Below are 26,990 nucleotides of genomic sequence, written 5' to 3' on the forward strand. Positions count from 1 at the left end.
TGAAGAGAAAAGGGAGTATGTAATGGAAAATGTCATTATTCGTCACAGTGAACAAGCTGATATTGATGGTGTTAAAGCGATTTATGAATCAGAAGTCGCGTATGGTGGCACACTCCAACTCCCATTTCCTTCTCTCGAACGTTGGGCATCACGATTATCAAATCTCCCACAAGGTTGTTATAGCTTGGTTGCTGAATACGATGGTGAAATTATCGGTCAATTAGGTTTGTCTGTTTGTGATAATCAACGTCGTAAACATGTCGCGAGTTTTGGTATGGGAGTTAAAGAGGCGTATCAAGGAAGAGGTGTGGGCTGTCAGCTATTGCAGGCAGCCTTAATGCTTAGCGATAAATGGCTCAATGTTCAGCGTATAGAATTAGAAGTGTACACCGATAATTTAGCTGCGATTAAGCTGTATCAAAAGTATGGTTTTGTTATCGAGGGTGAAGCTAAGCATTACGCGTTTAGAAATGGTGAATATGCCAATGTTTACCATATGGCACGACTACGTAGCTATGCAGAAAGTGTCGGATAATATGAGAAATACATTATAGCCAGATAATAAAAAGGCAGTCATACCTATAACTCGATCTAGTTAAAGTATATGACTGCCTTTTTGGATTTGATAATGGGTAAAATTAGACGTTAGTGACCCACTGTTTTTGAAAGTAGGTTAACAATCAGTACACCTACGATAATAAAGCCAATACCAACAATCGCAGGTAAATCTAAACGCTGACCGTAAATAAAGAAGCTAATCGTCGCTACAAGTACAATACCTGCGCCACTCCATATCGCGTACACGATACCTACTAAGCATAGTTTTTACTGTGACTGAGAGTAGGAAGAATGCAACCCCATAACCGACAAGTACGACAGTACTTGGTACCAGTTTAGTAAATTGTTCAGCTTTTGGAATAAATGACGTTGCTATAACTTCAAAAACGATCGCAATAGATAACGCTAAGAATGGTGGCATAGAGGTGATTAGTTTAAACATTGCGTATTTCTTCCATCAATTATGAGGAGCGCATTTTGCTCGAAAACAGCCGATTTACCAAGCGCTATTTATACAAATGATTATTACTATTTCGTAATAATTGAACGTGTTTAATGGTTATTAGGAATGATTAGACGATAAGCACTAACTATCGTCCAATCATTAGACATTATTAAGCATTAACTAAGGTATTTTTTCGATCGTACTTTTGCTTATACATCAGTTGATCGGCTGTAACGATAGCTTCTTGGTAATCATGCTCTATGTTAGTTACACCATAGGCAATTGAAACAAAGTTTTTAGTTGCGATTTCGATTTCATGATTCACCTGAGCTAATCGTTTATCGAATTTCTCATGAGATTCAATATTTGAAAAAATCAAAAACTCATCACCACCTAAGCGGATAACAATATCACCATAACGGAAGTGCTTTTGGATGATTTCTGCGGTTACCTTTAAAACATCATCACCTTTTTCATGACCATAATTGTCATTAATGTATTTGAAATTATTAAGGTCAATGAATGCAACATATTGATAATCATTCAAATCATTAGATAAATGATCGCGAGTGTAGCAAGATGTCAGCGAGTCTATTTTCTCTACTTTGGCATCATCTTTATCGTAGACGCTGGTCATAACAAAGAGGTTATCACCACAAATAACCTTATTTCTTTGAGTTACAAAGGTTTTCTCTTCACCATTAATGAGAACCACCTCTTCTTTTGATAACACAATATTATCTGACTCAATCAATTCCAGATCGGCTTGTAGGCAGGCATCATAGCCGGGTAAGGTTTCTTTAATCTCATCAATAGAATGACCGACTAAATCGAACCCATAAAACTGAATATGCTTTTTATTATTAAAAATTGCCTCACCATTGATATCACGGATAACAACCATACATTCAGCGTTATTTATCATAGCGTTAGCTAAAAAGTTACCGATATCAAATGACGTGTTTGAGTTATGGTAAAAGGCTGAAATAAAGTTGGAAACAATCTCTTTATTACTTTGCTTATAATTGATGTTGAAGGTATTAAATGGGTCAAACTTCAATAATTCATTAACATTGTCGAAATCATTTTTGCAAATGGTTTTGTATATTTTTTGTTCTACTTCATTGTAAAACGAAGAAATATCATCGAGTTTTTTAAAGTTATATTCAATCTTCTCATTGTTTTGTAACGCTGAGATAGGTAAAGGTTTTGAGTAATAATACCCTTGGTGAAGGAAGTTGACGTTGTACTTCCTTTCTATGTTTTTGATTAGCTGTAAATTCTTCTCGCTTTCGATACCTTCAATCACAATTAAGCTATTGGTGAGGGATGAAATATCACTCACAATACTTTCTAGCAGTTTATAAGAGAAGAAACTGGTTTCTATTTTGTTCGTAAGTAACTTATCAATTTTTACGTAGTCAAAATCAATGCTAAGTAGTATGTCAGTATTTGAGTAGCCTTTACCGTAATCATCCAACGCGATTTTTAAGCCATTTTTTTGCAAAATCTGGCAGTTTTCCCTCATTTTCTCGATATCTTCTACGTTATCGTGTTCAGTGATCTCAAGATAGAAGTACTTAAAATCCTCTTTGATAGAGAGTAGGTAAGCGATAAATTCATCGTTGATTAAACTTGTCGACGAGATGTTGATACTAACGTAAACCTGTTTATTGTTTTTCTTTATGTCAGATAAAACGTGAGTAATAACATTTAAGTCAAAATAACCTTTGTTAACATAAGTTTGTACAAAGTTCTCGATATTAACTTTCTTATCCGGTAGGCGTAATAGTGCCTCGTATGCGACAGCTTTATTTTTATAGACAATAGGTTGGTATTGAAAGTATTTAGAGCGTAAAAGCATTATTTATTCTCAATATACAATGCATAAGCATGTTTAATTATGATTAAGCCAAATTAAGGAAGAGGCTTTAAAGTGAAGGTTGACTACTCTCGTCAATATTTTGACACGAACAGTGTATTATTAAAAAGAAATAATGAGCAATGAAGCCATTTTTTTACTTAATAATAACTATGTGAGCGAATATCTAAAATTAGTGGTCTTTGGGTGGAATTGCGGCTGGTATTTACTGGTTAAATATCAACCGCAAATTGATCATGAGAGGTGACGTAAGCTACGTTTTTCTAATTTGCTAAATAGAAGAGATAAGGAAAGGCAAAGTACAAGGTATACCGCACCAACTAACAGCCAAATTTCAAAAATCAGCCCAGAAGAGTTCGCAATTTCACTGCCGACAAAGGTCATTTCTTGGATTGAGATCAGCGAGATGATCGATGAATCTTTAACGATAGAAATAAACTGCCCTGCAAGAGCGGGAACAATGCCTGCTATAGCTTGCGGAAAAATCACATAGCGAAAACGATCCCACTTTGATAAGCCAAGTGAGTCAGCGGCTTCCCATTGTCCTTTCGCAATCGCATCAATGCCGGAACGTATCACTTCAGCTATATAGGCTGCTGCAATAAGCCCTATACATAAAATGCCTGAAAACAGGTTTTCCCATAATTGTGCATCCCCAAAGAGAAAATACTGTAATCGGTTTTCATGACCGTGATAGTTACGGAATAAATCATCTAAGCCAAGTAAGGGAACCAATTGACTAGAAATAAAGAAATAGAAAATAAAAACAAAAACTAAAGGTGGAATATTACGTACAAGCTGAATGTATGCATTTGCTGGTACACGGAAAAATACTAGCGATGAACGACGACCAAGCGCAAGTAATAAACCAAACGCAGCAGCAAAAACCATGCCCCATAAACTAAGGCGAATAGTGCTGATCACACCTTGAAAGAAATAGGGTAGCTCGCCATTTCGCCCCGGTGTAAAGACTAAATCAAAAGCTTTGTGCCATTGCCAATGGTAATTAATACCAATAGATGAACGGTAATATAACCAGCCTAAAAAGCATCCTACAATTGCTAGTAAGACGTAATCGAGCAATTTGAGCTGAGGTAAAGAAAATCTTGCAGCCGAACGATTATTCGGCTGCGAAGACGTTTTCTTTGCTGTTGAGCAAGAAGACATAGTGATTATTGACCTTCTGCCACTTGGCTTTGCCAATCTACAGTGGTGAACCAGTAGTCATAACGCTCTTGTAGCCAACCATCTTGGGTGCGAAGTAAGATCCAGTTATTAAAGAAATTCAATAAATTGAAATCTCCTTGGCGAATAGCAAAACCTTCAGAACCTTGGCTTAAACGCTCTTTAAAAGGAATAAATAGCTTGTCTTTGTATTGCAGTGCCATCTGTTCAGGCTTAGGTGTCGAAGCCAGTACTGCTTGTGCGTTGCCGTTTAACACTTCTTGGAACGCTTGTGATTCATCATCGAATTGACGAAGTTTGGCTTTAGGGAAGTATTTCTTCGCTGTTTGAACTGTTACCGCCCCACGACGAACGGCTAATGTCACACTGCGTTTGTTGTAATCGGCAATGGTGAGTTTATCACCCGCTAACTCTTTACTAGCCGCAAGTTGAATACCTGAGTGTGAATAAGGAGTGGTGAAAAGAACACTCAGATTACGTTGTGGAGTAATAGACATACCACCAATGATAACGTCAAACTTGCCCGCTAATAGGGCAGGGATAATACCGTCCCAAGCTGTTGGAATAAATTCAACTTTAACGCCTGCATCTTTTGCGACACGTTTAGCGACATCAACTTCAAAACCAATTAATTCGCCTTGTTTATCACGCATAGCCCAAGGAACGAAGGTTGATAGGCCAACACGTAATGTCCCACGCTCTTTAATTTGTTCCAATGTGCCTTTTTCAGCGGCAAACGCATGGTTTACACTGAATAAAAGGGTGAATGCAGTAAGTAAAACTGCAAATATTCGCTTCATTTTTTTGTCTCCATACCGTTAAAAAGTCATTAATGTGTAGGTGTTGCTAATTTATGTTCGAGTAATGTGGCGAGTGCAGATAACAGTAAAGTAATACATAAATACATCGCAGCAATGGTGAACCAAATTTCAAATGGCATTGCTGTATCTGCAACGATATCTCTTCCTTGAGTGGTTAAATCGAAGATAGCCATAATGCTGACAATAGAAGAGTTTTTCACCAGTGAAACAGCTTCATTGGTTAATGGTGGTAAGATCCGACGTAGCATTTGCGGCAAAATGATGTAGCGATAACTATCCATTTTGCTCAATCCTAGGCTTTCTGCAGCTTCAAACTGTCCCTTAGGAATATTGATCAAACCTGCGCGAAAGATTTCAGCGGTGTAAGCACCTTGGAATAAAGATAAGGCTAAAACTGCGGTGGTAAATCGCTCTAGTCCCAGCATGGGACCAAATACAAAATAGAGTAGGTAGATTTGTACTAATAATGGCGTGTTACGGATTAACTCTATATAACCACGGGCTAATCCACGTCCAACCACAGAATGTGAAATACGCAGCAAAGCGGTGATTAGACCAAACAGCACAGTAAAGATCAGACTAATTGCTGAGATCTTTAGTGTGATAAGTAAGCCATCAATGAGCTCGGCTGAAAACCATTCACCATCTTCTTTAAAGAAAAGATATTGTGGAACACGATACCATTGCCAATGGTAGTTCATGGCATCAGCACCACTATTGAGTAACCACATAATGGCGAAAGCAATAACTGTGATTTGTAATAGCCCACTAATCACAGGTTTAAACACTTTCCAAATCGCTGAGGTTGACTGAGGTTTCGTTGTCATAACCGCCTCAGTAGCTCAGAATTTTGGTTAAAAAGCTTTGGGTGCGTTGCTGCTCTGGTGCATCAAAGAGTTCTGCTGGTGGTGCAATTTCGACAATTTCACCCTCATCCATAAACACAACGCGATCAGCCACTTTACGCGCAAAGCCCATTTCATGGGTGACGCAGATCATGGTGATACCTTCATAGGCAAGCTCTTTCATGACATCCAGCACTTCATGGATCATTTCAGGGTCGAGCGCAGAGGTTGGTTCATCGAACAACAGAATATCTGGCTTCATACATAATGAACGAGCAATTGCGACACGTTGCTGTTGACCACCAGAGAGCTGTCCGGGAAACTTATCGGCTTGATGCGCAATATGAACCCGTTCAAGGTATTGCATTGCTAAGGCTTCAGCTTCTGCTTTGGACATACCTAACGCGCGACGAGGCGCTAGTGTCAGGTTGTCTAATACCGTCATATGAGGGAAAAGATTGAAATGCTGAAACACCATTCCCACCTTCCCACGAATGGCTTTAAGGCTTTTAGGTTCGAGTGTTTTCCCGGTAACAGTGATTTCCCCTGAGTCATAGTGCTCAAGGCCATTAATACAGCGGATTAAGGTTGATTTGCCCGAGCCAGAGGGGCCACAGATCACTAAGCGTTCACCTTTGTGTATGGTGAGATCAATGTCCTTTAATGCGTGGAAATCGCCATACCATTTATTCACATGGTTAAATGTGATTACTTCGTCTTTAGCCAACAAGACGTACCTCAACTGATAAATTTATAGCTTTTGATAATAGGAAGGAAAGACTAACCTATTACAGCAATAGCTTTAACCGATTAAAATTAATAATTATTTCAATATTATATAACAATGAACCTTAAATGCTGATAAGTCACCATTTAGTTTGATAAGTGTGGATTATGTGAACGAATATTACCCATTATTTTCTTAAAATGAGAGCTTTGTATAACATAAAAGTATTTGTTTTATATCTGTATTAGGGTAGTGAAACGCATTTTGTTATGATTTATTGGACACAATAGTATTATTGATGATGTAAATTGGTTAAAAAATGTCGACTTTTATGTCAATAACCCATTGCACTAGAAGGGTTAAGGCGATAAGTTAACAACGACTATTTGGAGAAAATACACTACATCAATTTGACCGACATGGACGTAGTGTAGCGATACGGGAAGTATAAGCATGCATAAAACAGATGATGTCCGCATTAGCGAGATCAAAGAACTATTACCACCAGTAGCAATATTAGAAAAATTTCCAGCAACAGAAAGTGCTTCTGAAACGGTATATCAAGCCCGAAATGCCATTCATAATATCTTAAACGATGAAGATGACCGTCTTCTTGTTATTGTTGGCCCTTGTTCAATCCACGATACAGCAGCTGCAATTGAATATGGTCAGCGCTTGAAGGAACTACGTGATGAACTTAGTGCTGATCTTGAAATTGTTATGCGCGTTTACTTTGAAAAGCCACGTACTACCGTGGGTTGGAAAGGTTTGATTAATGACCCCTACATGGATAACAGTTTCCAACTTAATGATGGTTTACGTATTGGTCGTAAACTTCTACTTGATTTAACCGATTCTGGTTTGCCTACAGCTGGCGAGTTCCTGGATATGATCACACCACAGTATATGGGTGATTTGATCAGTTGGGGTGCGATTGGTGCACGTACAACGGAATCTCAGGTTCACCGTGAACTAGCATCAGGTCTTTCTTGCCCTGTTGGTTTTAAAAACGGTACTGACGGTAACATCAAAATTGCAACAGATGCAGTAGGTTCAGCAAGCGCACCGCACCATTTTTTATCTGTAACTAAGTATGGTCATTCAGCGATTGTTGCAACAGCTGGCAATGAAGATTGCCATATCATTCTTCGTGGTGGTAAAGCACCTAATTACAGCGCTGAAGATGTGAAAGCCGTGACTGATCAGCTAGAGAAAGAAGGTCATCGTGCTAAAGTGATGATCGACTTTAGCCATGCAAACAGCCTAAAGAAATTTGAGAATCAGCCAATTGTTTCTCAAGATGTAGGTGAGCAGATCGCAAATGGTAATAAGTCTATCTTTGGTGTGATGATTGAAAGTCATTTGGTTGAAGGTCGTCAAGATATCGTAGATGGTGTAGAGCCAACTTACGGTCAAAGTATTACCGATGCTTGTATTGGTTGGGCTGATACTGAAAAAGTGTTGCGTCAACTAGCAGCAGACGTACAAAAGCGTCGCCAAGCATAATCTAAACATTATGATTCAAGTAGAACCGACGTTGTTACAGCGTCGGTTTTTACTATGTAAACTGTTAATACATATCGAAATGGATGGTTGAAATACAGTTTTAACCAATGTTAGTAATAAATATATAGCGGTATTTATTGCAACTCCTTCCTATTTCGATATTCCTCCAAGCACTCAGGATTTGCGATAGCGCTGGTATTCACCACATGTCGCCGATGGATCACATCACGTACTGCTTTTTCTGCAATTTTGCCTGATTTGGTTCTGGGTATCGCATTCACTTGCAGGATTTTTGCTGGCACATGGTGAGGGGAGCATTGCGTTCGCAGTTGAGTCTTGATCCTGTCTATTAAGCTATTTGTTAGATGAAGGTTCGGTTGCAGCTGAACAAACAAAACAATTCGTACATCGTTTTGGTATTGTTGGGCGACAACCACTGAATCAACTATTTCATCAAACGGGTTGACTTGGCGATAGATTTCAGCAGTGCCGATGCGTATGCCTCCAGGATTAAGAATTGAATCGGAACGCCCGTAAAAGGTTAATCCGCCATGGTGAGAAATACTCACATAATCACCGTGGTGCCACGTGTTAGGGTAGGTATTCCAATAAGCGTTGAAGTATTTCTCGCCGTTTGGATCTTGGCTAAATGCGATGGGTTGATTTGGGAAACTATTGCAGCAAACAAGCTCGCCACATTGATCCGTAATTGCATCACCTTCAGCGTTATACACTTGCACATCCATGGCTAAGGCTTTGACTTGGGATTCACCTTGCCACACCGCACCAATAGGGTTACCAATGGCAAAACAGCCACAAATATCCGTACCGCCAGAAATAGACGATAGTTGCACATCTTGCTTGATATTTTGATAAACATAATCAAATTGCTCGGGCGCTAAAACAGAGCCTGTTGAGCAAATCACGTCAAGTTGAGTGAGTTTACATTCTTGGCGTGGTGATAGTTTTTGCTTTTCAATTGTTTCTAAGTACTTCGCTGAAGTGCCAAAGAGTTGCAGATGCTCTTTATCTGCCAGTTGCCACAGTTGATTGGGTTGCGGATGAAGTGGCGAGCCATCATATAAAATCAAGGTTGCACCAGAAGCTAGCCCACTGATAAGCCAGTTCCACATCATCCAGCCACATGTTGTGAAATAGAATATCCGATCTTTGGGTTTGATATTGCAGTGTAATTGATGCTCTTTAAGGTGGTTAAGTAAGGTGCCACCGACAGAATGAATTATACATTTGGGTTTACCCGTTGTGCCTGATGAATAAAGAATATAAAGCGGATGATTAAATGCTGTTGGAGTAAAACGGAGGTGAGGTGTTTCAACAATATCTTCCATTTCCGCCCAAGTGCTAAGACTAATAGCTTCGGGTAGTGGCGTTGAATTGAGTAGCAACTGGCTGATTGGCTGAGTATTTAAATAAGGAAACACAATCAGTTTTTTCACACTCGGAAGTGCAGGTAAAGCTAGGGCTAATGCTGTGATGCTTGATATGTGTTTGCCGTTATAAATATAACCATCAGTGGTGAAGATGATCTTTGGCTGAGTTTGGCTAAAGCGTTCTATCACGCTTTCTGTACCGAAATCGGGCGAGGTCGATGTCCAAATTGCACCGAGCGATGTTGCAGCCAACATAGCAATCACGGTTTGTGGAATATTGGGCATATAGGCGGCAATCACATCACCTTTTTGTATTCCTTGTTGTTGCAGATAATGGGCGACAATTGCCACTTGTTCATAAAGTTGTTGCCATGATAATCGCTGCTGCGCCTGAAGGTGATTAGTATCACTAAAGCTAAGTTCGTTGTAGAACACTAATGCATCTTGCTTTTCTAATGCAGCACTATGAGCTAATAGATTTTCCGCAAAGTTAAGCTGTGCTTCGGGAAACCAACGACGATCTTTATTAGGAATTGGGCTATTTGGTGGGCAATACGAAATGGCATTACCTTGCTTGCCAATCACGTTACAAAATTGCCATAGCTGATGCCAAAACTCATCACTGTGTTTAATAGACCAACGATGAAGCTGAGTGTAATCATGAAATAAACGGTTTTGCTGCTCGCTGATCTGCACCATAAATTGATATAGCAAACTGGTTTGAATGCGCTCTCGAGTGGGCTCCCAAAGGCATTGGTTATAATCATCGTTTGTCATTATGGCTTCTCCGTTTTAATTTCTAGCTCTCAGGTGCTGCTTTTGTAAACGGTTCAAGTTGTTCGCAATGGTGATAGATAGCTGCAATAGTTGGAAAAGGGCTAAGGTCAAATTCAAAGCGTTTGGCGTTATAGACTTGCGGTATTAAACAGATATCAGCAAGAGTTGGGTGTGTACCAAAACAAAAGTGTTCGGTGTAAGGGCTTTGTTGTAGCTGTTGTTCTAACGCGGTGAATCCTTGTTGTAGCCAATGGTGATACCAGTATGTTTTTTGCGCTGAAGTGCAATCAAATTGTTGTTCTAGTTGCTTGAGTACTCGCAAATTGTTGAGAGGGTGGATATCACAAGCAATAGAAAGCGCAAAAGAGCGGCATTGTGCGCGTTTAATTAGGTTACGTGGTAACAAGTAAGGAGTAGGGTAACATTCATCAAGGTATTCAATGATAGCTAAAGATTGATGCAATAAGGTTTGATGTTGCTGTAATGTCGGAACTAAGCCTGATGGGTTAATGGCTTGGTATTCGCTGCTGTATTGCTCGTTATTGAGTAAAGAGACATGCACGCAAGTATGATCTAACTGCTTTAGGTTTAAAGCAATTCGAACCCGGTAGGATGCGGATGAGCGAAAATAGTCATATAAGGTGAATGCCATTGCTACTCTCTTTATATTTTTAATATTAGTGTTTCGATAGTGCGCTAATTAGGCTCAATGAGTTAATGTTTTTGTTTTTGAAAAGGAACGACTGTTTGCTCTATTGCACCGAAAATAGAGTAGTCTTGAGCATCAAACATTTCTATTTTTACGGTGTCACCATATTGCATAAATGGCGTGCTTGGCTTGCCGTTTTCTATGATTTCAAGCATCCGTTTTTCAGCAATACAGCATGAGCCTGACTGACGATCTTGGTTTGAAACTGTGCCAGATCCTATGATGGTGCCAGCACTTAACTCGCGGCTTTTTGCTGCATGATGGATCAGTTGGGCAAAATCAAATGTCATATCAACACCAGCATTAGGATTGCCAAACAATTGTTGATTTAAATGCACATTGAGCCTGTTATGAACTTTGTTTTCTCGCCATATATCACCGAGTTCATCTGGAGTAATCGCGACAGGGGAAAAGGCGGATGCAGGTTTGGATTGAAAGAACCCAAAACCTTTTGCTAGCTCGTCAGGGATTAAGTTACGCAGTGATACATCGTTTACAAGCATGATTAATTTTATGTGCTGCGCGGCATCATCAACCTTGGTTGCCATCGGTACATCGTCAGTAATAATCGCAATCTCTGCTTCAAAATCGACACCCCAATCTAAATCTTCAATTTCTATTGGTTGTTCTGGGTCGAGAAATTTATCTGACATGCCTTGATACATTAGTGGATCTTGCCAAAAGCTTTTTGGCATTTCCGCGCCCCGGGCTTTTCGGACTAATTCCACGTGATTTACATAAGCACTGCCATCCGCCCATTGATATGCGCGAGGTAATGGAGAAGTGCAATGCTGAGGTTGAAAAACAAATCGGTGCTCCAATGCTTTTTTGTTTAGCGCATGGTAGAGATCTTGCAATATAGGCTCGACGTTATCCCAGTTATCTAAAGTATATTGTAAGGTTGGGGCAATATGATGAGCTGACGTTGCCCACTTCAAATCCTTTGAGACAACAATTAGCTTTCCATCACGACCGGGTTTTAGCGAAGCAAGTTTCATTGTTGATCTCCTAGCTTTTATTCATTGTGATTGTTGTGCGTAGTGTCTCGCCATGAATGGACGTAATCATGGAGTTCAACCTTATCAATGTTAGACCCAATATCGAGAGGGTTACGGCTATCAATCATGACAGCGACTTCATCGGTAAAGGGTTTTGGCTTTTGTTGACTACTTTTCAACGCCTTAGGGTGAGGACCATGAGGAAAGCCGCAAGGATGAAAAGTGATCATGCCGGGTTTGATGTTATCTCGGCTAAAAAAATCACCTTGATGGTAAAAAATGACTTCATCGTAATCGTTATTACTATGAAAAAAAGGCACTTTTAACGCATGAGGGTCGCTTTCTGTTGGGCGAGGTACAAAGGTACAGACAACAAAATTATTAGCAGAAAAAGTAGAGTGTGCAGAAGGTGGAAGATGGTAACGATGGCTCATTAACGGGCGAATATCACGCCAATTGAGTTTTAAAACGGTAACCGCTCCTTTCCAACCAATGGCATCTAACGGGTTAAATGGGTAGCCGATAACGTTAATTTGATTACGGGCTTTGAGTAAAAGTTGCCAAGATTCTTCCGTTTGTTGGGCTTTAAATGCAGCATTGATTGTGGGGTATTCCAATATCGCAGGATCGTAAATCGCATGTTCACCCACAATGCCTCTATCGACATTACGATAACTGTTATTGGTTGCCTCTATCATCAGTAAACTAACGTGGCTGGTGGTTTCAATACGCCATGATGTTGAACGGGGGATGACGATATAATCGCCCTCACTAAAACTGAGATGCCCAAAATCACAATATAAGTCACCTCTACCTTGGTGAATAAACAGCAATTCGTCACCATCCCCATTTCGCACAAGGTGATCCATATTCTTGGATGTTTGCCATAAGCGCAGTTTAAGATCGGCATTAGAAAGCAGTAATGGTGCATCCCACGGAGTGTTACCTGATTGAGGTAACGCTAAGGCATCAAAGGCTCTTGGTTTATGGTTTCCTTGCCATGAAAGCCAGCCCGTAGGTGGATGTTGATGATACATGTGGGTTGCTGGGCCGTAGAATCCCTCACGACCGCATTCACGCTCAAAACTGTCGTGGGGTAAGTCGCAATGCGCTTGTTTACTTGATAGCCCTTCAATAATTGGGAGCTGAAACCATTTATGCATTCCTTGCCTCATTAATTACTGTTGCTATAGCTTAAATGTGGTTGAAAGCAGGAAAATCGCAACGTTAGTAACAAGATGAATATTTAAAACTGTTCATTAAGCTTTACAGCGATCCGTAAATTTGTGGGTAGTGTCAGTAATGTTAGGCATTAAATCTGTGTTTTTAGTCATATTAAATAGCTGAGTGCAGGGATCAGTTCTAATCTTATATATACCCAAGCTACTTCAAGTTACTAGGTTCAGCGAGAATATCTTGGTTTGTAGACTAGGAGACGACTTGAAGATCTAGTGGATCTAAATCAAAAGTTGTCGACAACGTATACAAGCCAAGAGAACTCGCCCTTTGGGAACATGTCATAGCCCCGATTTCTGTGTCATGCAACTTGGAAATAGACAACTATTACACTTCGTTGCTTTCCTTGAACTCGAAGCTGTGACAGTGTTCTGAACACTGTAACTTGAAGTTACTTGGGTATAGACAATAATAAAAATAAAGTTGTCAGTTGGAGGTGGGCGTATAGACGGAGGCATTATGCATAATCAAAGTAGTGATCCCCGAAGCACGCATCACTATGTTTCTAAACCCGTTAATAGTAATGGGACTATAGATTGGAGTGATGAAGAGAATGCGATTTGGCATCACCTTGTTACACGTCAGCTTGAATGTATTCAGGGCAAGGCATGTGATGAATATCTTGCGGGATTGTCTGAGTTAAACTTACCCCATGATTATATTCCTCAATTAAAGGAAATTAATCGGGTACTGCTTGATGCGACAGGATGGCAATGCGTTGCTGTGCCTGCGTTGATCAGTTTTGATCGTTTCTTTTCCCTGTTATCTCGTAAACAATTTCCTGTAGCCACCTTTATTCGTACCCGAGCAGATATCGATTACTTGCAAGAGCCAGATTTTTTTCATGAAATTTTTGGACACTGCGCAATGTTAACCAATCCATATTTTGCACAATTTACCCATTTTTATGGAAAATTAGGAGCCAAAGCGACACCTGAAGAGCGCGTGTATCTTGCTAGGCTATACTGGTTTACGGTTGAATTTGGTTTGCTTAATCAAAGCGGTAAATATCAAATTTATGGCGGTGGGATTTTATCTTCGCCACAAGAAACTGTTTATGCCGCAACGAGTGAGATCCCACAACGGGTGGAATTTGATCCTGTAGAGGTGATGCGAACGCCTTATCGGATTGATATTTTGCAGCCGAAGTATTTTGTATTGCAAAACATGGAGCAGCTTTACCAAGTGACGAACCAAGATATTTTTGCGTTAGTAGCTGAAGCACAGCGAAGAGGACTACGAGCGCCCATGTTTGAGAACAAGGAAATAGTGAATGACGAGTTTAGATAAATTGAAATGTGAAGCCTGCCATTCAGGTTCACCAGCGTTAAGTGATGAAGCATTGGCTGAGCACATGGCATCGCTACCAGAATGGCAAGTAGTTAGCCCAAATGGAATTAATCGCATTACACGTGTTTTTAAATTCAGTAACTATAAAAAGGCATGGGATTTTAGCAATAAGATTTCTGAGCTTGCAGAAGAAGAATTCCATCATCCCACGATTGTTTTAGAGTGGGGGAAAGTCACAGTAACATGGTGGACCCACGATATTAATGGCATCCATTTGAATGATGTAATTTGCGCAATGAATACCGAAAAACTGTATAAAAATTAAAATAGCACTTTATTGCTTCTTTTGTTGCGTTTAATCAAATGCATATAATACACTGTTTTAAATGGATATTTACATTAATATCAAGGGTTTTTCATTTTGGAAAGTTAAAGTTTCTTGCTCTAAATGCGTTGAAGGACGACAATACGCACCTATTTACATTGAGTGTGTTTAGTTTTTTGGCTAAGCACGTCTATTCTTACTGAGTCACGCTGCAATTAATTTTATTAATAGTATTCAATAGCAAAATGGCTCAGCTAGGAATAAGGATAAAAAGAAACTTTACGATGACAACACAAACGCCACAGCAACAAACGCCATCAGATTTGATGATCGCTTGTGAAGAATGCGGGTTAGTGGTCGATATCCCTGATATACAAGACGGACAAAAAGCAGACTGTCCGCGCTGTGGACACACTTTAACCAAGAAGATCACCATGCCATATCACCGTCCACTTGCGTACGGTATTGCGTGTTTGATCATGCTAGTTCTTAGCCTCTCTTTTCCTTTCCTTTCGTTTAGCGTTAACGGAATGGGGCAACAAATCATGCTGCTTAATGCGGCTGAAACGTTGCAGCATTTTGAAAATAGCGTATTGGCTATTTTACTGATGCTAACGGTATTGGTGTTTCCTGCAATCTACATCATGTTGGTGCTGTATCTTTATGTGCGTGCCGCTCGGGTGAAACATGCAGGGCATTTATCAGGTAATACTGAAACACTGAAAATGCTTTGTCGCATTCTATTTAGAGTGCAGCCATGGTTGATGGTCGATGTTTTTTTGATTGGCGTATTAGTCAGCTTGGTGAAGATCTCTGCATTAGCACACATTGGTATGGGCTACTCTTTCTGGGCATTCTGTATTTACAGTGTACTCGTTGTGAAATGTGTATCTATGGTGGACAGAACATGGCTATGGGATCAGTTCTTTGCCATGAAGCATATTGACGGTGTGCATGAAGGGGATACTCATTTAGACAATAACCATGTGGGTTGTCATGTGTGTAACCAAATTAACCCTATGCCACAAGATCACCATACTAAATGTATCCGCTGTGAAAGTAAGTTACACGGTTATAACCCGCAGCATTCGTTGCAGTATTCATGGGCATTTTTATTAGCATCGGTTGTTTTTTATATTCCAGCTAACTTATATCCGATGATGTACACCGTGAGTTTAGGTCAAACTGAAGGCTCAACCATCATGGGTGGTGTAGTAATGCTATGGCAAATGGGTTCTTGGCCGATTGCCTTAGTGATCTTTATTGCCAGTGTGTTCATTCCGATGGCGAAAATGTTTGCGTTGGCATGGCTTTATTATTGTGCAAGTAAGAAGCCTAATGATTCGACCAACGAAGCGATTAAGCGTTTGAAAATCTATCGAATGACAGAATTTATCGGTCGATGGTCTATGGTTGATATTTTCGTGGTAGCGATTTTAGTGGCTTTGGTGCAATTGAAAAACCTAATGGCGATTTCACCCGGTCCTGCCGCTATTTGTTTTGCCACGGTGGTGGTATTTACCATGCTATCGGCAATGAGTTTCGACCCGCGTGTGTTTTGGGGTAAAGCAAAAACTAATCATGGTTCAGAGTTAAACGCTACTGAATCTAATCAGTAGCAACTAGCTAGTATTAACGAGAAACAGAAGATGAGTGATAACCAGCCAGCTAAGGCTAACGTACATAATCTGAAGCAAGTATCTGCAATCTGGATTATTCCTATTGTGGCTCTCGCTATTGGTATTTGGATGTTTGTTCAGTATCTAAATAGTAAAGGTCCAGAAATAACCATCCGCCTTCCGAATGCTTCGGGTATTGAAGTGGGTAAAACCGCTATTAAATCGCTAAATGTTAATGTTGGTGTTGTCACCAAAGTGAAATTGAGCGAAGACTACAGCTATATTACTGTTACCGCGCAGATGAATAGCGACACAGAGCGCATGTTAAAAGATGACACTAAGTTCTGGGTTGTTAAGCCTCGCATTGGTAAAGAAGGGGTAACAGGCTTAGATACGCTACTGTCGGGTTCATATATTGAAATGCAACCTGGTCGTGGTGCTAATGATAAGTATCACTTTGTTGCTCTAGAAGTACCGCCAGTTGCACCTGCTGATGCAAAAGGTTTACGTGTGGTATTAACTAGCCATGAAGCAGGTAAATTAAGTGTGGGTGATCCTGTACTTTATGATGGCTTCACTGTGGGTCGTGTTGAGAAAACAAGTTTTGATATCAATAGCAAACAAGCGAACTATCAGCTATTTATCTTCCAGCCTTACGATCGTTTAGTACGTACAACCAGTAACTTTATTATGAAATCTGGTATGAACGTACAAATGGGTGCGGAAGGCTTCAACGTTAAAATTGGCTCATTAGAATCGTTAATCACTGGTGGTGTGACATTTAAAACGCCATCCGATGATCAAGGTTTTGTCCAAAAGAAACAGCTTAAGCACTATCGTTTATTCGATAGCGTTCAGGATTACCACGAGAAAATGTACGATAAGCACATTAACTTCGTGATGCTGTTTAAAGAATCGATTCGTGGTCTAAAAGCAGGTGCGCCGATTGAATATCGTGGTATTCAAATTGGTTCAGTACAAAAAGTGCCATTACGCTTACCAACGAGCTCTGAAGGTTTTACTAGCGATCAAATCCCTGTGCTTGTACGCATCGATTTAGGTCGTGTATACAACAATCTAGATGAAGGTACGCTAGATGATCTTCGTGCTAACTTTGAAGAAGAATTCAAGAGTGGACTACGAGCAACACTGAAAACAGGTAACCTGTTAACAGGTGCGTTGTACATTGGTACAGATGTTTACAAAGGTGAAAAACCTGAGAAACCATTGAAATATGATGGTTACGATGTGTTCCCAACGAAAGAGGGTGATTTAGCCGAAGTTCAAAAACAAATCAGTATGTTATTGAATAAGTTTAATAAACTACTGGTTGAAGACACATTGAATTCTATGACTGCAACCTTGAAAGCGTCTGAGAAAACAATGAAGTCAGCAGAGCGTGTAACACAAGATCTTGATCGTCTATTAAGTCAGAAAGATACACAAACACTACCTGCAGATATTAAAGCAAGCTTGAAAGAGATCCAAACTACGCTAAATGGCTTTAGTCCAAATGCTGCACCGTACCAGAATCTACAAGGTGCATTAGCACAATTTGAACAAGTGATGACAGAGCTACAACCTGTACTACGTCAATTAAATGAAAAACCAAATTCATTAGTGTTTGGTGATGAGAAAGCGAAAGATCCTATTCCAGTTGGAGGCCGTGAGTAATGAAAAAGTGGTTATTAATTGCAGCGGTAGCGCTAGTTGGAACGGGCTGTAGCTCAACAGAGCCAGTAATGACAACTTACATGTTGCCAATGTCGACAACGGCAAATACAGCACACAATGTAAGTAATAAATCATTACTGATTGTTCGCCCTGTAGAAGTGGCGGCACATCTTGCAGGTACTGGTTTAGTTTACCAAACAAGCCCAACAGAGATTGTTGAAGCGCAACAAAATTTATGGGGTGAAGCATTAGGTAAGCAGCTAACACGACGTATTACTCAGGACTTACGCCAAAAGCAAACCAAGTTCTTACCAACACAGTTAACACCAACGCTATCAACAGCGGGTGTTCCTCGTTTGCAGGTACGTATTAACCAGTTCAATGGTGTCTACACTGGTGTTGCAGAAGTAGCGGGTGAATGGTTGTTAATCAACGGTAATGGTGATTTGCAAACGGTACACCCATTTACTTTCCGTGTGCCATTAGCCAAAGATGGCTATCCTGCACAGGTTGAAGCCTTATCTAAAGGTGTTGATGAGTTAACAACCCAGTTAGCACAATCTATTAAGTAATGACGCTAACAGCTATTTATTAAGCATCATCAATGACAAAGCCGACGTTAATGCGTCGGCTTTTTATTACTGGTTATTATTCTAGTCGACTTAACGCAACGAGAAGCGGGATATGATGATAGTGAGTTGTGAAATATAACATAAGATGAACTAAAGGCTAAATGGGTAGAAATCATAATTCTATTACAATAAATAGACGACAGAGTTCTAAATAATAAAAAAGCCGATAACAAATCAATGTTTTTCGGCTTTTTTGATTTCGTTGCTAAACGAATTAGCTTGTTTTTGGCTGAGTTACGTTACCTTCACGAAGTGATTTTAACACCGCTTCTTTAGGGCCATCAGCCACGATACGGCCCTGTTCCATAACGATAAGACGATCTACTATATCAAGCATACTGGTTTTGTGAGTGATCAGAATTAGCGTTTCTTCTGGACTCATATTATGTAGTTGGCGTTTGATAAACATTTCTGAACGATTATCCATGCTACTGGTTGGTTCATCCATGATCATCACTGGCGGATTAGATAAGAATGCTCGTGCAATCGCAATCGCCTGACGTTGACCACCGGAAATTGCATGACCACCTTCACCAATTTGTTTCTCAAGACCTGCGGCATCGTGTTGCGTAAAGGCTGTTACACCTGCACGTTCAGCAGCTGTCAGAATCTCTTTATCACTTGCTAACGGACGACCTAGGGTAATGTTGTCACGGATTGAACCAAAGAACAGCGTGATATCTTGTGGCACACAACCAATATTACGGCGAATATCAATGTGATGTAGCTGATTGATATCAGTATCATCAATTAATACAGAACCTTCCGTAGGCTTATACAAGCCCATCAGTAGACGTTCTAAACTTGTTTTACCCGAGCCAATACGACCGATAATCGCCACTTTTTCACCAGGGTTAATGGTGAGGTTAATATTCCTTAACGCTGCATGGGTGGCATTAGGGTAGGCGAATGATACGTTATCAAATTCAATTTTACCGCGAATTACAGGGCGGTGAATATAGCGCTTACCGTCTTCTTGCTCTAACGGCATTGCCATTAGCTGCTCAAGGATTGTCATCGCAGATTTTGCTTGGTTGTAACGGGTTGATAGTAAAGCAAGTTGCACTAATGGACCAACCGCTCGACCGCTTAACATGGTCGAAGCGATCAAGCCACCCATGGTTAAGTCACCGTTGGCAATTAGATAAACACCCACCACAATCATGGCAACAGATACAAACTGCTGCAAGAAGCCTGCTGTGTTTTGTACTGAATCTGTTAGGCGACGGGTTTTTAAACCCCAGTTAGACATGTGCGATACTGCTTCTTCCCAACGGTATTGGAATTGGCTTTGCGCACCAAACATCTTAACTGTTTCCAGACCTGATAAGCTCTCAATTAGGTTGGCGTGTTTTTGTGAAGAAAGACGTGAGCCTTCTTCAATGCTTCTGCGTAATGGACGCTGAATTAAGAAGCTGTAAGCCACTAAGATAAGAACGGCAACTAATGGTACTAGCGCTAATGGGCCTGCAAGAATATAAATAATAAGTAAGAAGAACAGAGCAAAAGGCAAATCAATCAAGGATGACACCGTTGCCGATGTAAAGAACTCTCGGATTGATTCAAACTCTTGCAAGTGGCGAGCAAAAGCACCGACTGACGCTGGTTTTGCTTCCATACGAATGCCCATAACACGACTAAAAATTTTAGCCGAAATAAGCAAATCTGATTTTTTACCAGCAAGATCGATAAAGTAGCTTCGAAGTAGCTTTAAAACTAAATCGAAGATAAAGATCACACTGATACCAATTGCCAGTACCCATAATGAATCAAACGCCAAGTTAGGGACAATTTTGTCGTACACCAAACGTGTGAACAGGGGAGCAGCAATAGCAAAAATATTAATTAAGATAGAGGCAATGAAAACGTCGCGGTAAATACTACGTGATTCCCACAACGTGCTCCAAAACCAGTGACCATCACGGGTTTTTAAAATCTCAGGTGAACGTTCATCATAGCGGAAACGCTTTTTGATTAAGAATAAACGACCAGCGTATTGCGCATTAAGCTCATCAAGCTTGATCCATTGTTCGCTACCATCATTTTGAGGGAGAACAACTTCGGCTTCGCCTTTTTCTTTATCAATGCTTAAAACAACACAGGCTTCACCGCCTTTTAGCAGAGCAATAACAGGAAATAGGAGTGAAGATAGCTCCCCCAACTCTATTTTGTTTTCTTTTGCCTGTAAACCTGCCTTTTCTGCTGCGCGAGGCAGTAGAAAAGGGGATAGCAAGCCATCAGTTAGGGGTAAATCTGCAATTAAGGCGTCAGGAGAGTTTGCCTGACCATAAAAGCGGCTGATGTATACGAGTGACTGAAGTAACGGATCTTTCATTTTAATTCTCGTGTTTCAACTGATCAGTAACAAAACCTTGGAAGCCGAGAATGTCCATTGCTGCTAATTTATCCATTTGCTCAGCTGTTTCAACACGTGTTGCAATTGTCTTCACAGACAGGTTATTTGCAGTACGTGTAATAGATTGAAGCACATCTGTCTTAATCTGATCATCAAGTTGCGAAGTGTATGCAAAGTCTAGTTTTACATAGCTTGGGCGTAGCTTGCTTAAGTAGCCTGTTGAGCTGAAGTTATGACCATAATTATCAATACCAAAGCGGAAACCATTCTGGTGGATAATTTCGCAAAGTAGAGATGCATTATCGATTTGTTTAATAAAGCAAATTTCAGGCAGCTCGAACAGCACTCGCTCTTTTAGCTGTGGTGTTGATTTTAACTTGCTGTTTAACCAACGAATAAAGCAGGTATCATTAATACTGCTTTGAGTAATGTTGATTGCAACAGGTACTGATTTTGGATTGTTCTCTAAGCGTTCAAATAACTGCTCAACGATATAACGGTCAAATTGAGCACCTTCATTAAGTTGTTCAATCGCTGATAAGAATTGACCTGCATTGTAACGTTGGTTGTCTTTCTTGATGTACGCAAAGGCTTCTTTATGTAGCGTATTGTTTGCTACATCAATAGCTTTCTGGAATGTGAAGTGAATAAGCTTATTAGCAATGGCCTCTTCTACTAGGGCTTTCCACTGTTGTTTTCCCAGTGTTGGCATTTCTTTCTTGTCGCTAGGTTCAATAATAGCTAGCGGCTCTTTTGGCTCTTGGCGTGCTTTGGTTAATGAGTTATCTGCACTTGATAAAAGGCTAGAAATCGTTTCATTAGCTGAACACATAACCACGCCAACTGCAGCATGGAGTGGGGCAATGCCTAAAGGATCCGAGTTTAGATCAGATGCCATTGATAGCATTTTACGACCCGCTTGGATTAACTCCTCTTTAGATGCATTTGGAGAAACTAAAGCGAACTCAGATTGGTTTAAGCGTGCAATGGTAACATCATCATTAGCTAAGTCTTTTAAACGTGATGATAGATCTTGAACCAGCTTATCACCTGATTCGTAACCGTATTGAGCATAGCTGTCTTCAATCGCATCTGCTTTTAGTAACACCATACCGCCGCTTGGTTTACGAGAAAGCCATGAGTTGATTTTTGACATTAGATAACTACGGTTAGCAAGACCCGATACAGGATCTTGGTAGGCACGAATACGTAAGTTATCTGCTTCCTGTGCTTGCTGCTCAAAGTGATTCTGCAATTGTTCACTCATAGAGTTGAACGCTGTCACAACGTCTGCAAGATCACGAGTGCTTGGCGTCGGAAGTGATGATGTAAAGTGCTGAGTTGCCATCTCTTTAGCACTTTCTTGAATTTGTTTTAGTGGCTTTAAAACTTTTTTAAGTATCACTGACAGAATTATTGCACCAATGATTGAGCATACAATAAAACCTAACATTAATTGTAACGTTGCTTTCCATAACTGCTGGTAAGCTGTTTCTGGACTACTGGTTACAGTTAAGTCTGCTAGTTGCATCCAACCGCTTGTTAGTGTTGTTGATTGCGTGATTGGTTTTATACTCACCAGCGTTTGGAACCAGTCAGGAACACCTGCAATAGTTTGTGGATATTGGCGAACTACTTTTTTATCTGAATCAAGTAGTGACAGTTTTACTTCACGGTAAAAGCTTGAGTCGAAAGTTGCATTGATCACTGATTCAGCAGAGACTATATCTTTGTCTTCAAGGTAAGGAGATAGTGCAAAACCGACTGAACTTATAGCATTGCTCAGTTCTTTTGATTGCTGATGCACGAGATAGTCTTTAGTAGTGTTAAATTGGATTGCAAAGACTGCGCTTATCAGTACAAAGAATACAATTAGCATCCATAGTAAGAGTTGTCGGTAAAGGGTCATAGGTGTTCACTCGTTAGTAAGTATTTCTAGGGCGGTGTAATATTATTTTACTAGAACGATGACGCAGATCGTTCCACAAACTTAATCGTGATGCATCGCCTGCAATTTGCGTTTGACCTTGTTTTTTAATCAACCACAATTTATTACCATTAAAGCTGTAAATAGGCAGTAAATCTTTTCTTTTTGTTGCAGGTAAAATTTTGCCTTTGAGGTTGTCTAAAATCACAGGCACAGAGGAGGGAGTTTGATAGTAGGCGACGACCATATGAAATTGATTCAATTCAAGAGCTTTTACATAAATTAGTCTCAATTTTTTATCCGGAATATCAAGATCCCTCAAGGCTTGGTATTTAGCAATACTGAAATCTTCACAGTCACCAGCCCCCACACCTACAAATTCATAAGGTGTTGCCCAGTAGTCCTCTTGTCCCCACAATTTTTGATCGCTAACAAACACGAATTGATTGAAAAAGTTGTTAACGGCACGAAGTTTTTGTCTTTCGCTTAAATGTTGCGAGTCATGGATAAGCGAGCGCCATGCTGTCGCGCGCTTGCCAGCCCGTTCCCCGTAGAATTGTTTGATTTTTTCGATCTGTTGTTTGTTGCTAGCAGCAAGTACGTTTGCTGCCAGCACAAAGCACAGTATCCAGAATATTATTTTCTTCAACGTGGATTCTATTGATTAGTTTTCACGAACTGTGTATATAGTCCATTCTTTCACAACATCACCTTGAGAGCCAACAACTTGAGCCACAACACGGCGACTTAAAGTGTTACTTTCTTCAATATCGTCAGCTTTAACTGGATCACTATCACCAAAACCTACGGTCTTAATGCGAGCAGGAGAAACACCTTCAGTGATCAGTGCTTGGCGAATCGCTTGTGCACGACGCTTAGATAATGCAACGTTGTACGCAGCGCTACCTACAGGACTTGCATATCCTTTAAGCTCAATGTGTGTATCAGGATATTTCGCTAAGAATGCGCTCATATTAGCGATGTTTTCCATGTAACTTTCTGGGATCTCTGAAGAGTCGTTAGCAAATAACACGTGAATATTATTTTCTTCAGAGTTTTTAACAAATGTTGGACAACCATCGTTATCAACCACAGCATCAATTGGTGTATCTGAACAACGGTCACGTTGATTGATCACACCATCACTGTCCTGGTCATAAAGGTTTTTAGTTTGTTTTGCCACTGGCGGCTGCTGAACTGTTAATGAACAGCCAAATAGAGATAAAGCCAGTAAACCTGTAATTACGTATTTCATTTTTAAATCCTCTTATTTAACTGACTTAGCCCAATTTTCAGGGATATCAACACGCATCTCATCAAGGATCAGACCTGTTGCGTTAAGTACACGGTACTTGGCTAAAATGCCGTCGTACTCAGCAGTTAAATAAGCTTTTCGTGCTTCAAATAATTCGTTTTCAGTGTTTAGAACGTCAAGTAGCGTACGTTGGCCGATCTTAAATTGCTTTTCGTATGCAATAACAGTACGTGCAGAAGCATCAACGTGTTCTTGTAGGAACAGTTTTTGGTTCTTCGCTAAATCCAGCGCACTCCAAGATAGGCGAGTGCCTTCTTCTAGCATGTGGTGAGCACGATCACGAATGTCTTTTGACTTATTAATTTGGTAAGCCGCACGACGAGATTTCGCTACATCACTACCACCATTAAATAGGTTGTAGCGCATTTTTAGCATTGCTTTTAGCTCGTCAGTCTTACCTTCAACACCATTTAGATCGTCACCCCATTCTTGAGAAGCTTCAATGCTAAATGAAGGGTAGAACGTACCTGTTGCTTGCTTATATTGGTATTCAGCAGCATCAACATCGTTAGCAGCCATATGTACAACAGGGTTGTACTTTTTCGCTTTTTCTAACGCATCATCAAGTGACTTAGGTAAGTAATTGACGTCAACTTCAGGTTTAACAAGATCTTTTGGATACTGGCCTACAACACGTACAAACTGGGTGATCTTGTCATGAAGGTTACTTTGTGCTGAAAGTAGGTTAGCGTTAGAGCTTGCTAAACGACCATCAACTTGTGCTAAATCGGCAGTTGAACCGATACCTGAATCAGCACGCTTTTTAATGTCTGAATACATTTTCTGGTGAACTTTTAGGTTCGACTCAGATAGAGCTAGTACATCTTCAGCATGAAGTACGTTTAGATATGCTTCTGTTGCTTTTAATGCCTTATCTTGCGCGTCAGATAATAATTGGTAACGCTCAGCTTCCGCTTCAGATTTATTACGTTGAATATCATTGTACGTAATCGAACCGTCCCAAATTAACTGGCGAATATTAATTGATGCACTACGTGGATCTGTTTCCGATTTTAAATTGGAGTTGTTGTACTTGTTGTAGCCAACACCTGCTTCAAGATCTACAGAAGGTAAATAATCACCTTTAGACGCATTGATTAACTCATGCTTACTTTGGAACTCATTGTAAGCACTTTTGATTTCTGGGTTACTGGAAATGGTTTCCGCTACTGCTTGCTCCAATGATTGCGCCATTACTGGCGCAGTAACACATTGAAGGCTAACGAGAAGAGCTGCTTTTTTTAATTTATGTTTCATTGTCATTTTATTATTCTCTTAGCGCCGTGTGACGCGCTTTGAGGACTGGTTTAAGAAGATAATCAAGAACAGAGCGTTTGCCTGTAATGATATCAGCTGTGGCTGTCATACCAGGAATAATGGGCAGAGCCTCCCCATCGGGTCCTTTTAAGCTACTTGCATCAGTACGAATCCTTACTTGGTAAAAGCTATTACCTTCTTTGTCTTGGATTGTATCTGCACTGATGGTTTCGAGTGTTCCATGTAAACCGCCATAGTTAGTAAAATCATAGGCACTAAATTTAATGATCGCTGGAAGATTTGGACGTAGGAAACCAATATCTTGTGGCGCAATTTTAGCTTCTATGAGTAACGTGTCTTCAGTTGGGACAATCTCAACCAACGGCATGCCGGGTTGAATAACACCACCAACTGTATTCACGTGGATCTTTTGAATCGTACCGTTAACAGGCGAAACAACAGTCGTTCGTTTAACACGATCTTCCAGACCAATTTGTGTTTCGCTTAGGCTTGATAACTTATCGCTTGTTTCGTTTAGTTGTGCTTGGATGTCAGAGCGGAACTGCAAAGCAATATCAACGTATTTAAACCCCGCCTCTTGAATGGCTGCTTGCGTAACAGGGATCTGCATTTTTGCTGAGTTCAGATCTCGCTTAGTATCGTTAAGTGAACGCTGTAATTTCAGCAATTCAATACGAGGTACGACACCTTCATCAGCAAGTGGTTTTGTGATGTTGTATTCTTTCAACGCAATGCCGTAACTGCTTTGTAAATTACTGACACGAGATCGTGTTTCTGCTAATTCTCTTTCTTTTTGTGATGCCTGTTGTGATGCAACTTCAAGTTGATTTTGCAGATTATTTATTTTATCCGTGAATTGGTTTAATTGACGGCGAACTAATTCGGGATGCTTTTTTTTAAATTCTTCATCAAATGCTGGCGGTTTATTTTCAACGGTCACACTATTTCGCCATTTAGTATTATCTGTTTTATTATTAACGGTTACACTGGCGAGTAGGGCATTTAAACGAAGTGAGTCAGCTTGCATTGCTGCTAAGCTTTGTGTCTTCTCTTTAAAATCTGATTTGAATTGCGTGTCATCAATTAAAAGTAAGGTTTGACCTTTCTTTACTTGCTCCCCTTCTTTAACCAGTACTTTCTTAACAATACCGCCTTCAAGATTTTGTACGACTTGTAATTGTGACGATGGAATTACCTTACCAGAGCCAGTTGTGACTTTGTCGAGTTTGGCGAAATATGCCCATACGAAAGCAGTAATAAAAAACAGCACCATTACCCATAAGATAATGCGTGCACTTTTCGGGGTATTGAGTAGTAATGCTGCTGACTTATCATCAACAAAATCTAAATTATTAGCCGAAACAGGTGCATCTTTTTTGTTCATTTATGATCCATATCGGTAGTACTTATCATTTTACGAAGACAATGATTTCGTACACCTATTAGAGAATAATTATACTGATGTTAGACGTCGATTATTATGATTGTTTTAAC

The 26,990-nt window shown here is 40.2% G+C and carries 22 protein-coding genes and 1 pseudogene; 7 read left to right on the forward strand and 16 right to left on the reverse strand.

Features of this window, described 5'->3' with window-relative positions; all coding sequences use genetic code 11:
- Window positions 1–22 precede the first annotated feature (22 nt).
- Window positions 23–535, forward strand: coding sequence for a GNAT family N-acetyltransferase (locus Q7674_RS02505; protein WP_023934722.1), 513 nt, complete (start codon window positions 23–25; stop codon window positions 533–535).
- Between the two features lie 110 nt (window positions 536–645).
- On the opposite strand, the pseudogene Q7674_RS02510 reads toward Q7674_RS02505, so the two are convergent.
- The 6 genes and pseudogenes from Q7674_RS02510 to Q7674_RS02535 form a co-directional block, all read right to left on the reverse strand.
- Window positions 646–979, reverse strand: a pseudogene (locus Q7674_RS02510) (DMT family transporter).
- A 193-nt stretch (window positions 980–1,172) separates the two neighbouring features.
- On the reverse strand, window positions 1,173–2,867 hold the full coding sequence (locus Q7674_RS02515) for a bifunctional diguanylate cyclase/phosphodiesterase (RefSeq protein WP_045063739.1): 1,695 nt from the start codon (window positions 2,865–2,867) through the stop codon (window positions 1,173–1,175).
- Window positions 2,868–3,119: 252 nt separating this feature from the next.
- Window positions 3,120–4,052: an amino acid ABC transporter permease gene (locus tag Q7674_RS02520; RefSeq protein WP_045063741.1), complete on the reverse strand. Its 933-nt coding sequence runs from the start codon at window positions 4,050–4,052 to the stop codon at window positions 3,120–3,122.
- A gap of 5 nt (window positions 4,053–4,057) precedes the next feature.
- Window positions 4,058–4,870, reverse strand: coding sequence for a transporter substrate-binding domain-containing protein (locus Q7674_RS02525; RefSeq protein WP_023934725.1), 813 nt, complete (start codon window positions 4,868–4,870; stop codon window positions 4,058–4,060).
- A gap of 29 nt (window positions 4,871–4,899) precedes the next feature.
- Window positions 4,900–5,718, reverse strand: coding sequence for an amino acid ABC transporter permease (locus Q7674_RS02530; RefSeq protein ID WP_045063743.1), 819 nt, complete (start codon window positions 5,716–5,718; stop codon window positions 4,900–4,902).
- Between the two features lie 7 nt (window positions 5,719–5,725).
- On the reverse strand, window positions 5,726–6,466 hold the full coding sequence (locus Q7674_RS02535) for an amino acid ABC transporter ATP-binding protein (protein WP_045063744.1): 741 nt from the start codon (window positions 6,464–6,466) through the stop codon (window positions 5,726–5,728).
- A gap of 450 nt (window positions 6,467–6,916) precedes the next feature.
- Here Q7674_RS02535 and aroG point away from each other — a divergent pair, with 450 nt between their 5' ends.
- On the forward strand, window positions 6,917–7,969 hold the full coding sequence (gene aroG / locus Q7674_RS02540) for a 3-deoxy-7-phosphoheptulonate synthase AroG (protein WP_045063746.1): 1,053 nt from the start codon (window positions 6,917–6,919) through the stop codon (window positions 7,967–7,969).
- 134 nt (window positions 7,970–8,103) lie between these two features.
- Here aroG and Q7674_RS02545 read toward each other — a convergent pair whose 3' ends face one another.
- The 4 genes from Q7674_RS02545 to Q7674_RS02560 form a co-directional block, all read right to left on the reverse strand.
- Entirely contained in the window at window positions 8,104–10,137 is a 2,034-nt protein-coding gene (locus Q7674_RS02545; RefSeq protein WP_045063748.1) for an acetoacetate--CoA ligase, read from the reverse strand.
- A 22-nt stretch (window positions 10,138–10,159) separates the two neighbouring features.
- The gene (gene maiA / locus Q7674_RS02550; protein ID WP_045063750.1) at window positions 10,160–10,789 is read right to left on the reverse strand and encodes a maleylacetoacetate isomerase; all 630 of its coding nucleotides are present in this window, start codon (window positions 10,787–10,789) and stop codon (window positions 10,160–10,162) included.
- Window positions 10,790–10,851: 62 nt separating this feature from the next.
- Complete coding sequence (locus tag Q7674_RS02555) at window positions 10,852–11,844, reverse strand: fumarylacetoacetate hydrolase family protein (protein WP_045063751.1); 993 nt, start codon at window positions 11,842–11,844, stop codon at window positions 10,852–10,854.
- 17 nt (window positions 11,845–11,861) lie between these two features.
- Window positions 11,862–13,007: a homogentisate 1,2-dioxygenase gene (locus Q7674_RS02560; RefSeq protein WP_045063753.1), complete on the reverse strand. Its 1,146-nt coding sequence runs from the start codon at window positions 13,005–13,007 to the stop codon at window positions 11,862–11,864.
- 532 nt (window positions 13,008–13,539) lie between these two features.
- Between Q7674_RS02560 and phhA the strand changes: the two genes are divergently transcribed.
- The 5 genes from phhA to Q7674_RS02585 all read left to right on the forward strand — a co-directional run bounded on the left by phhA (window position 13,540) and on the right by Q7674_RS02585 (window position 18,560).
- Window positions 13,540–14,370 carry a phenylalanine 4-monooxygenase gene (gene phhA, locus Q7674_RS02565; RefSeq protein ID WP_305422475.1) on the forward strand — a complete coding sequence of 277 codons (831 nt, stop codon included), beginning with the start codon at window positions 13,540–13,542 and terminating at the stop codon, window positions 14,368–14,370.
- Window positions 14,354–14,695, forward strand: coding sequence for a 4a-hydroxytetrahydrobiopterin dehydratase (locus tag Q7674_RS02570; protein ID WP_045063755.1), 342 nt, complete (start codon window positions 14,354–14,356; stop codon window positions 14,693–14,695). Before phhA ends, Q7674_RS02570 begins: the two co-directional genes overlap by 17 nt.
- A 284-nt stretch (window positions 14,696–14,979) precedes the next feature.
- A complete protein-coding gene (locus Q7674_RS02575; RefSeq protein ID WP_045063757.1) occupies window positions 14,980–16,314 on the forward strand; it encodes a paraquat-inducible protein A in 1,335 nt (444 codons plus the stop codon).
- A gap of 30 nt (window positions 16,315–16,344) precedes the next feature.
- Window positions 16,345–17,988: an intermembrane transport protein PqiB gene (pqiB, locus tag Q7674_RS02580; RefSeq protein WP_305422477.1), complete on the forward strand. Its 1,644-nt coding sequence runs from the start codon at window positions 16,345–16,347 to the stop codon at window positions 17,986–17,988.
- Window positions 17,988–18,560 (forward strand): PqiC family protein, encoded by a 573-nt coding sequence (locus Q7674_RS02585; RefSeq protein ID WP_305422479.1) that lies wholly within the window; start codon window positions 17,988–17,990, stop codon window positions 18,558–18,560. The genes pqiB and Q7674_RS02585 overlap by 1 nt, the downstream gene beginning before the upstream one ends.
- Before the next feature lie 274 nt (window positions 18,561–18,834).
- Here the strand turns inward: Q7674_RS02585 and Q7674_RS02590 are convergent, their stop codons facing one another.
- The 6 genes from Q7674_RS02590 to Q7674_RS02615 are packed head-to-tail and all read right to left on the reverse strand — an operon-like array spanning window position 18,835 to window position 26,880.
- Complete coding sequence (locus tag Q7674_RS02590) at window positions 18,835–20,955, reverse strand: type I secretion system permease/ATPase (protein WP_045063760.1); 2,121 nt, start codon at window positions 20,953–20,955, stop codon at window positions 18,835–18,837.
- Window position 20,956: 1 nt separating this feature from the next.
- Window positions 20,957–22,885: a bifunctional diguanylate cyclase/phosphodiesterase gene (locus tag Q7674_RS02595; protein ID WP_305422482.1), complete on the reverse strand. Its 1,929-nt coding sequence runs from the start codon at window positions 22,883–22,885 to the stop codon at window positions 20,957–20,959.
- A gap of 13 nt (window positions 22,886–22,898) precedes the next feature.
- Window positions 22,899–23,552 (reverse strand): transglutaminase-like cysteine peptidase, encoded by a 654-nt coding sequence (locus Q7674_RS02600; RefSeq protein ID WP_045063764.1) that lies wholly within the window; start codon window positions 23,550–23,552, stop codon window positions 22,899–22,901.
- Between the two features lie 15 nt (window positions 23,553–23,567).
- Window positions 23,568–24,158 carry an OmpA family protein gene (locus tag Q7674_RS02605; protein ID WP_045063765.1) on the reverse strand — a complete coding sequence of 197 codons (591 nt, stop codon included), beginning with the start codon at window positions 24,156–24,158 and terminating at the stop codon, window positions 23,568–23,570.
- 12 nt (window positions 24,159–24,170) lie between these two features.
- Window positions 24,171–25,481, reverse strand: coding sequence for a TolC family outer membrane protein (locus Q7674_RS02610; RefSeq protein ID WP_023934741.1), 1,311 nt, complete (start codon window positions 25,479–25,481; stop codon window positions 24,171–24,173).
- Window positions 25,482–25,485: 4 nt separating this feature from the next.
- The gene (locus tag Q7674_RS02615) at window positions 25,486–26,880 is read right to left on the reverse strand and encodes an HlyD family type I secretion periplasmic adaptor subunit (protein ID WP_023934742.1); all 1,395 of its coding nucleotides are present in this window, start codon (window positions 26,878–26,880) and stop codon (window positions 25,486–25,488) included.
- Window positions 26,881–26,990: the final 110 nt, after the last annotated feature.

The sequence above is a fragment of the Photobacterium leiognathi genome, from assembly GCF_030685535.1.
Lineage (GTDB): Bacteria > Pseudomonadota > Gammaproteobacteria > Enterobacterales > Vibrionaceae > Photobacterium > Photobacterium leiognathi.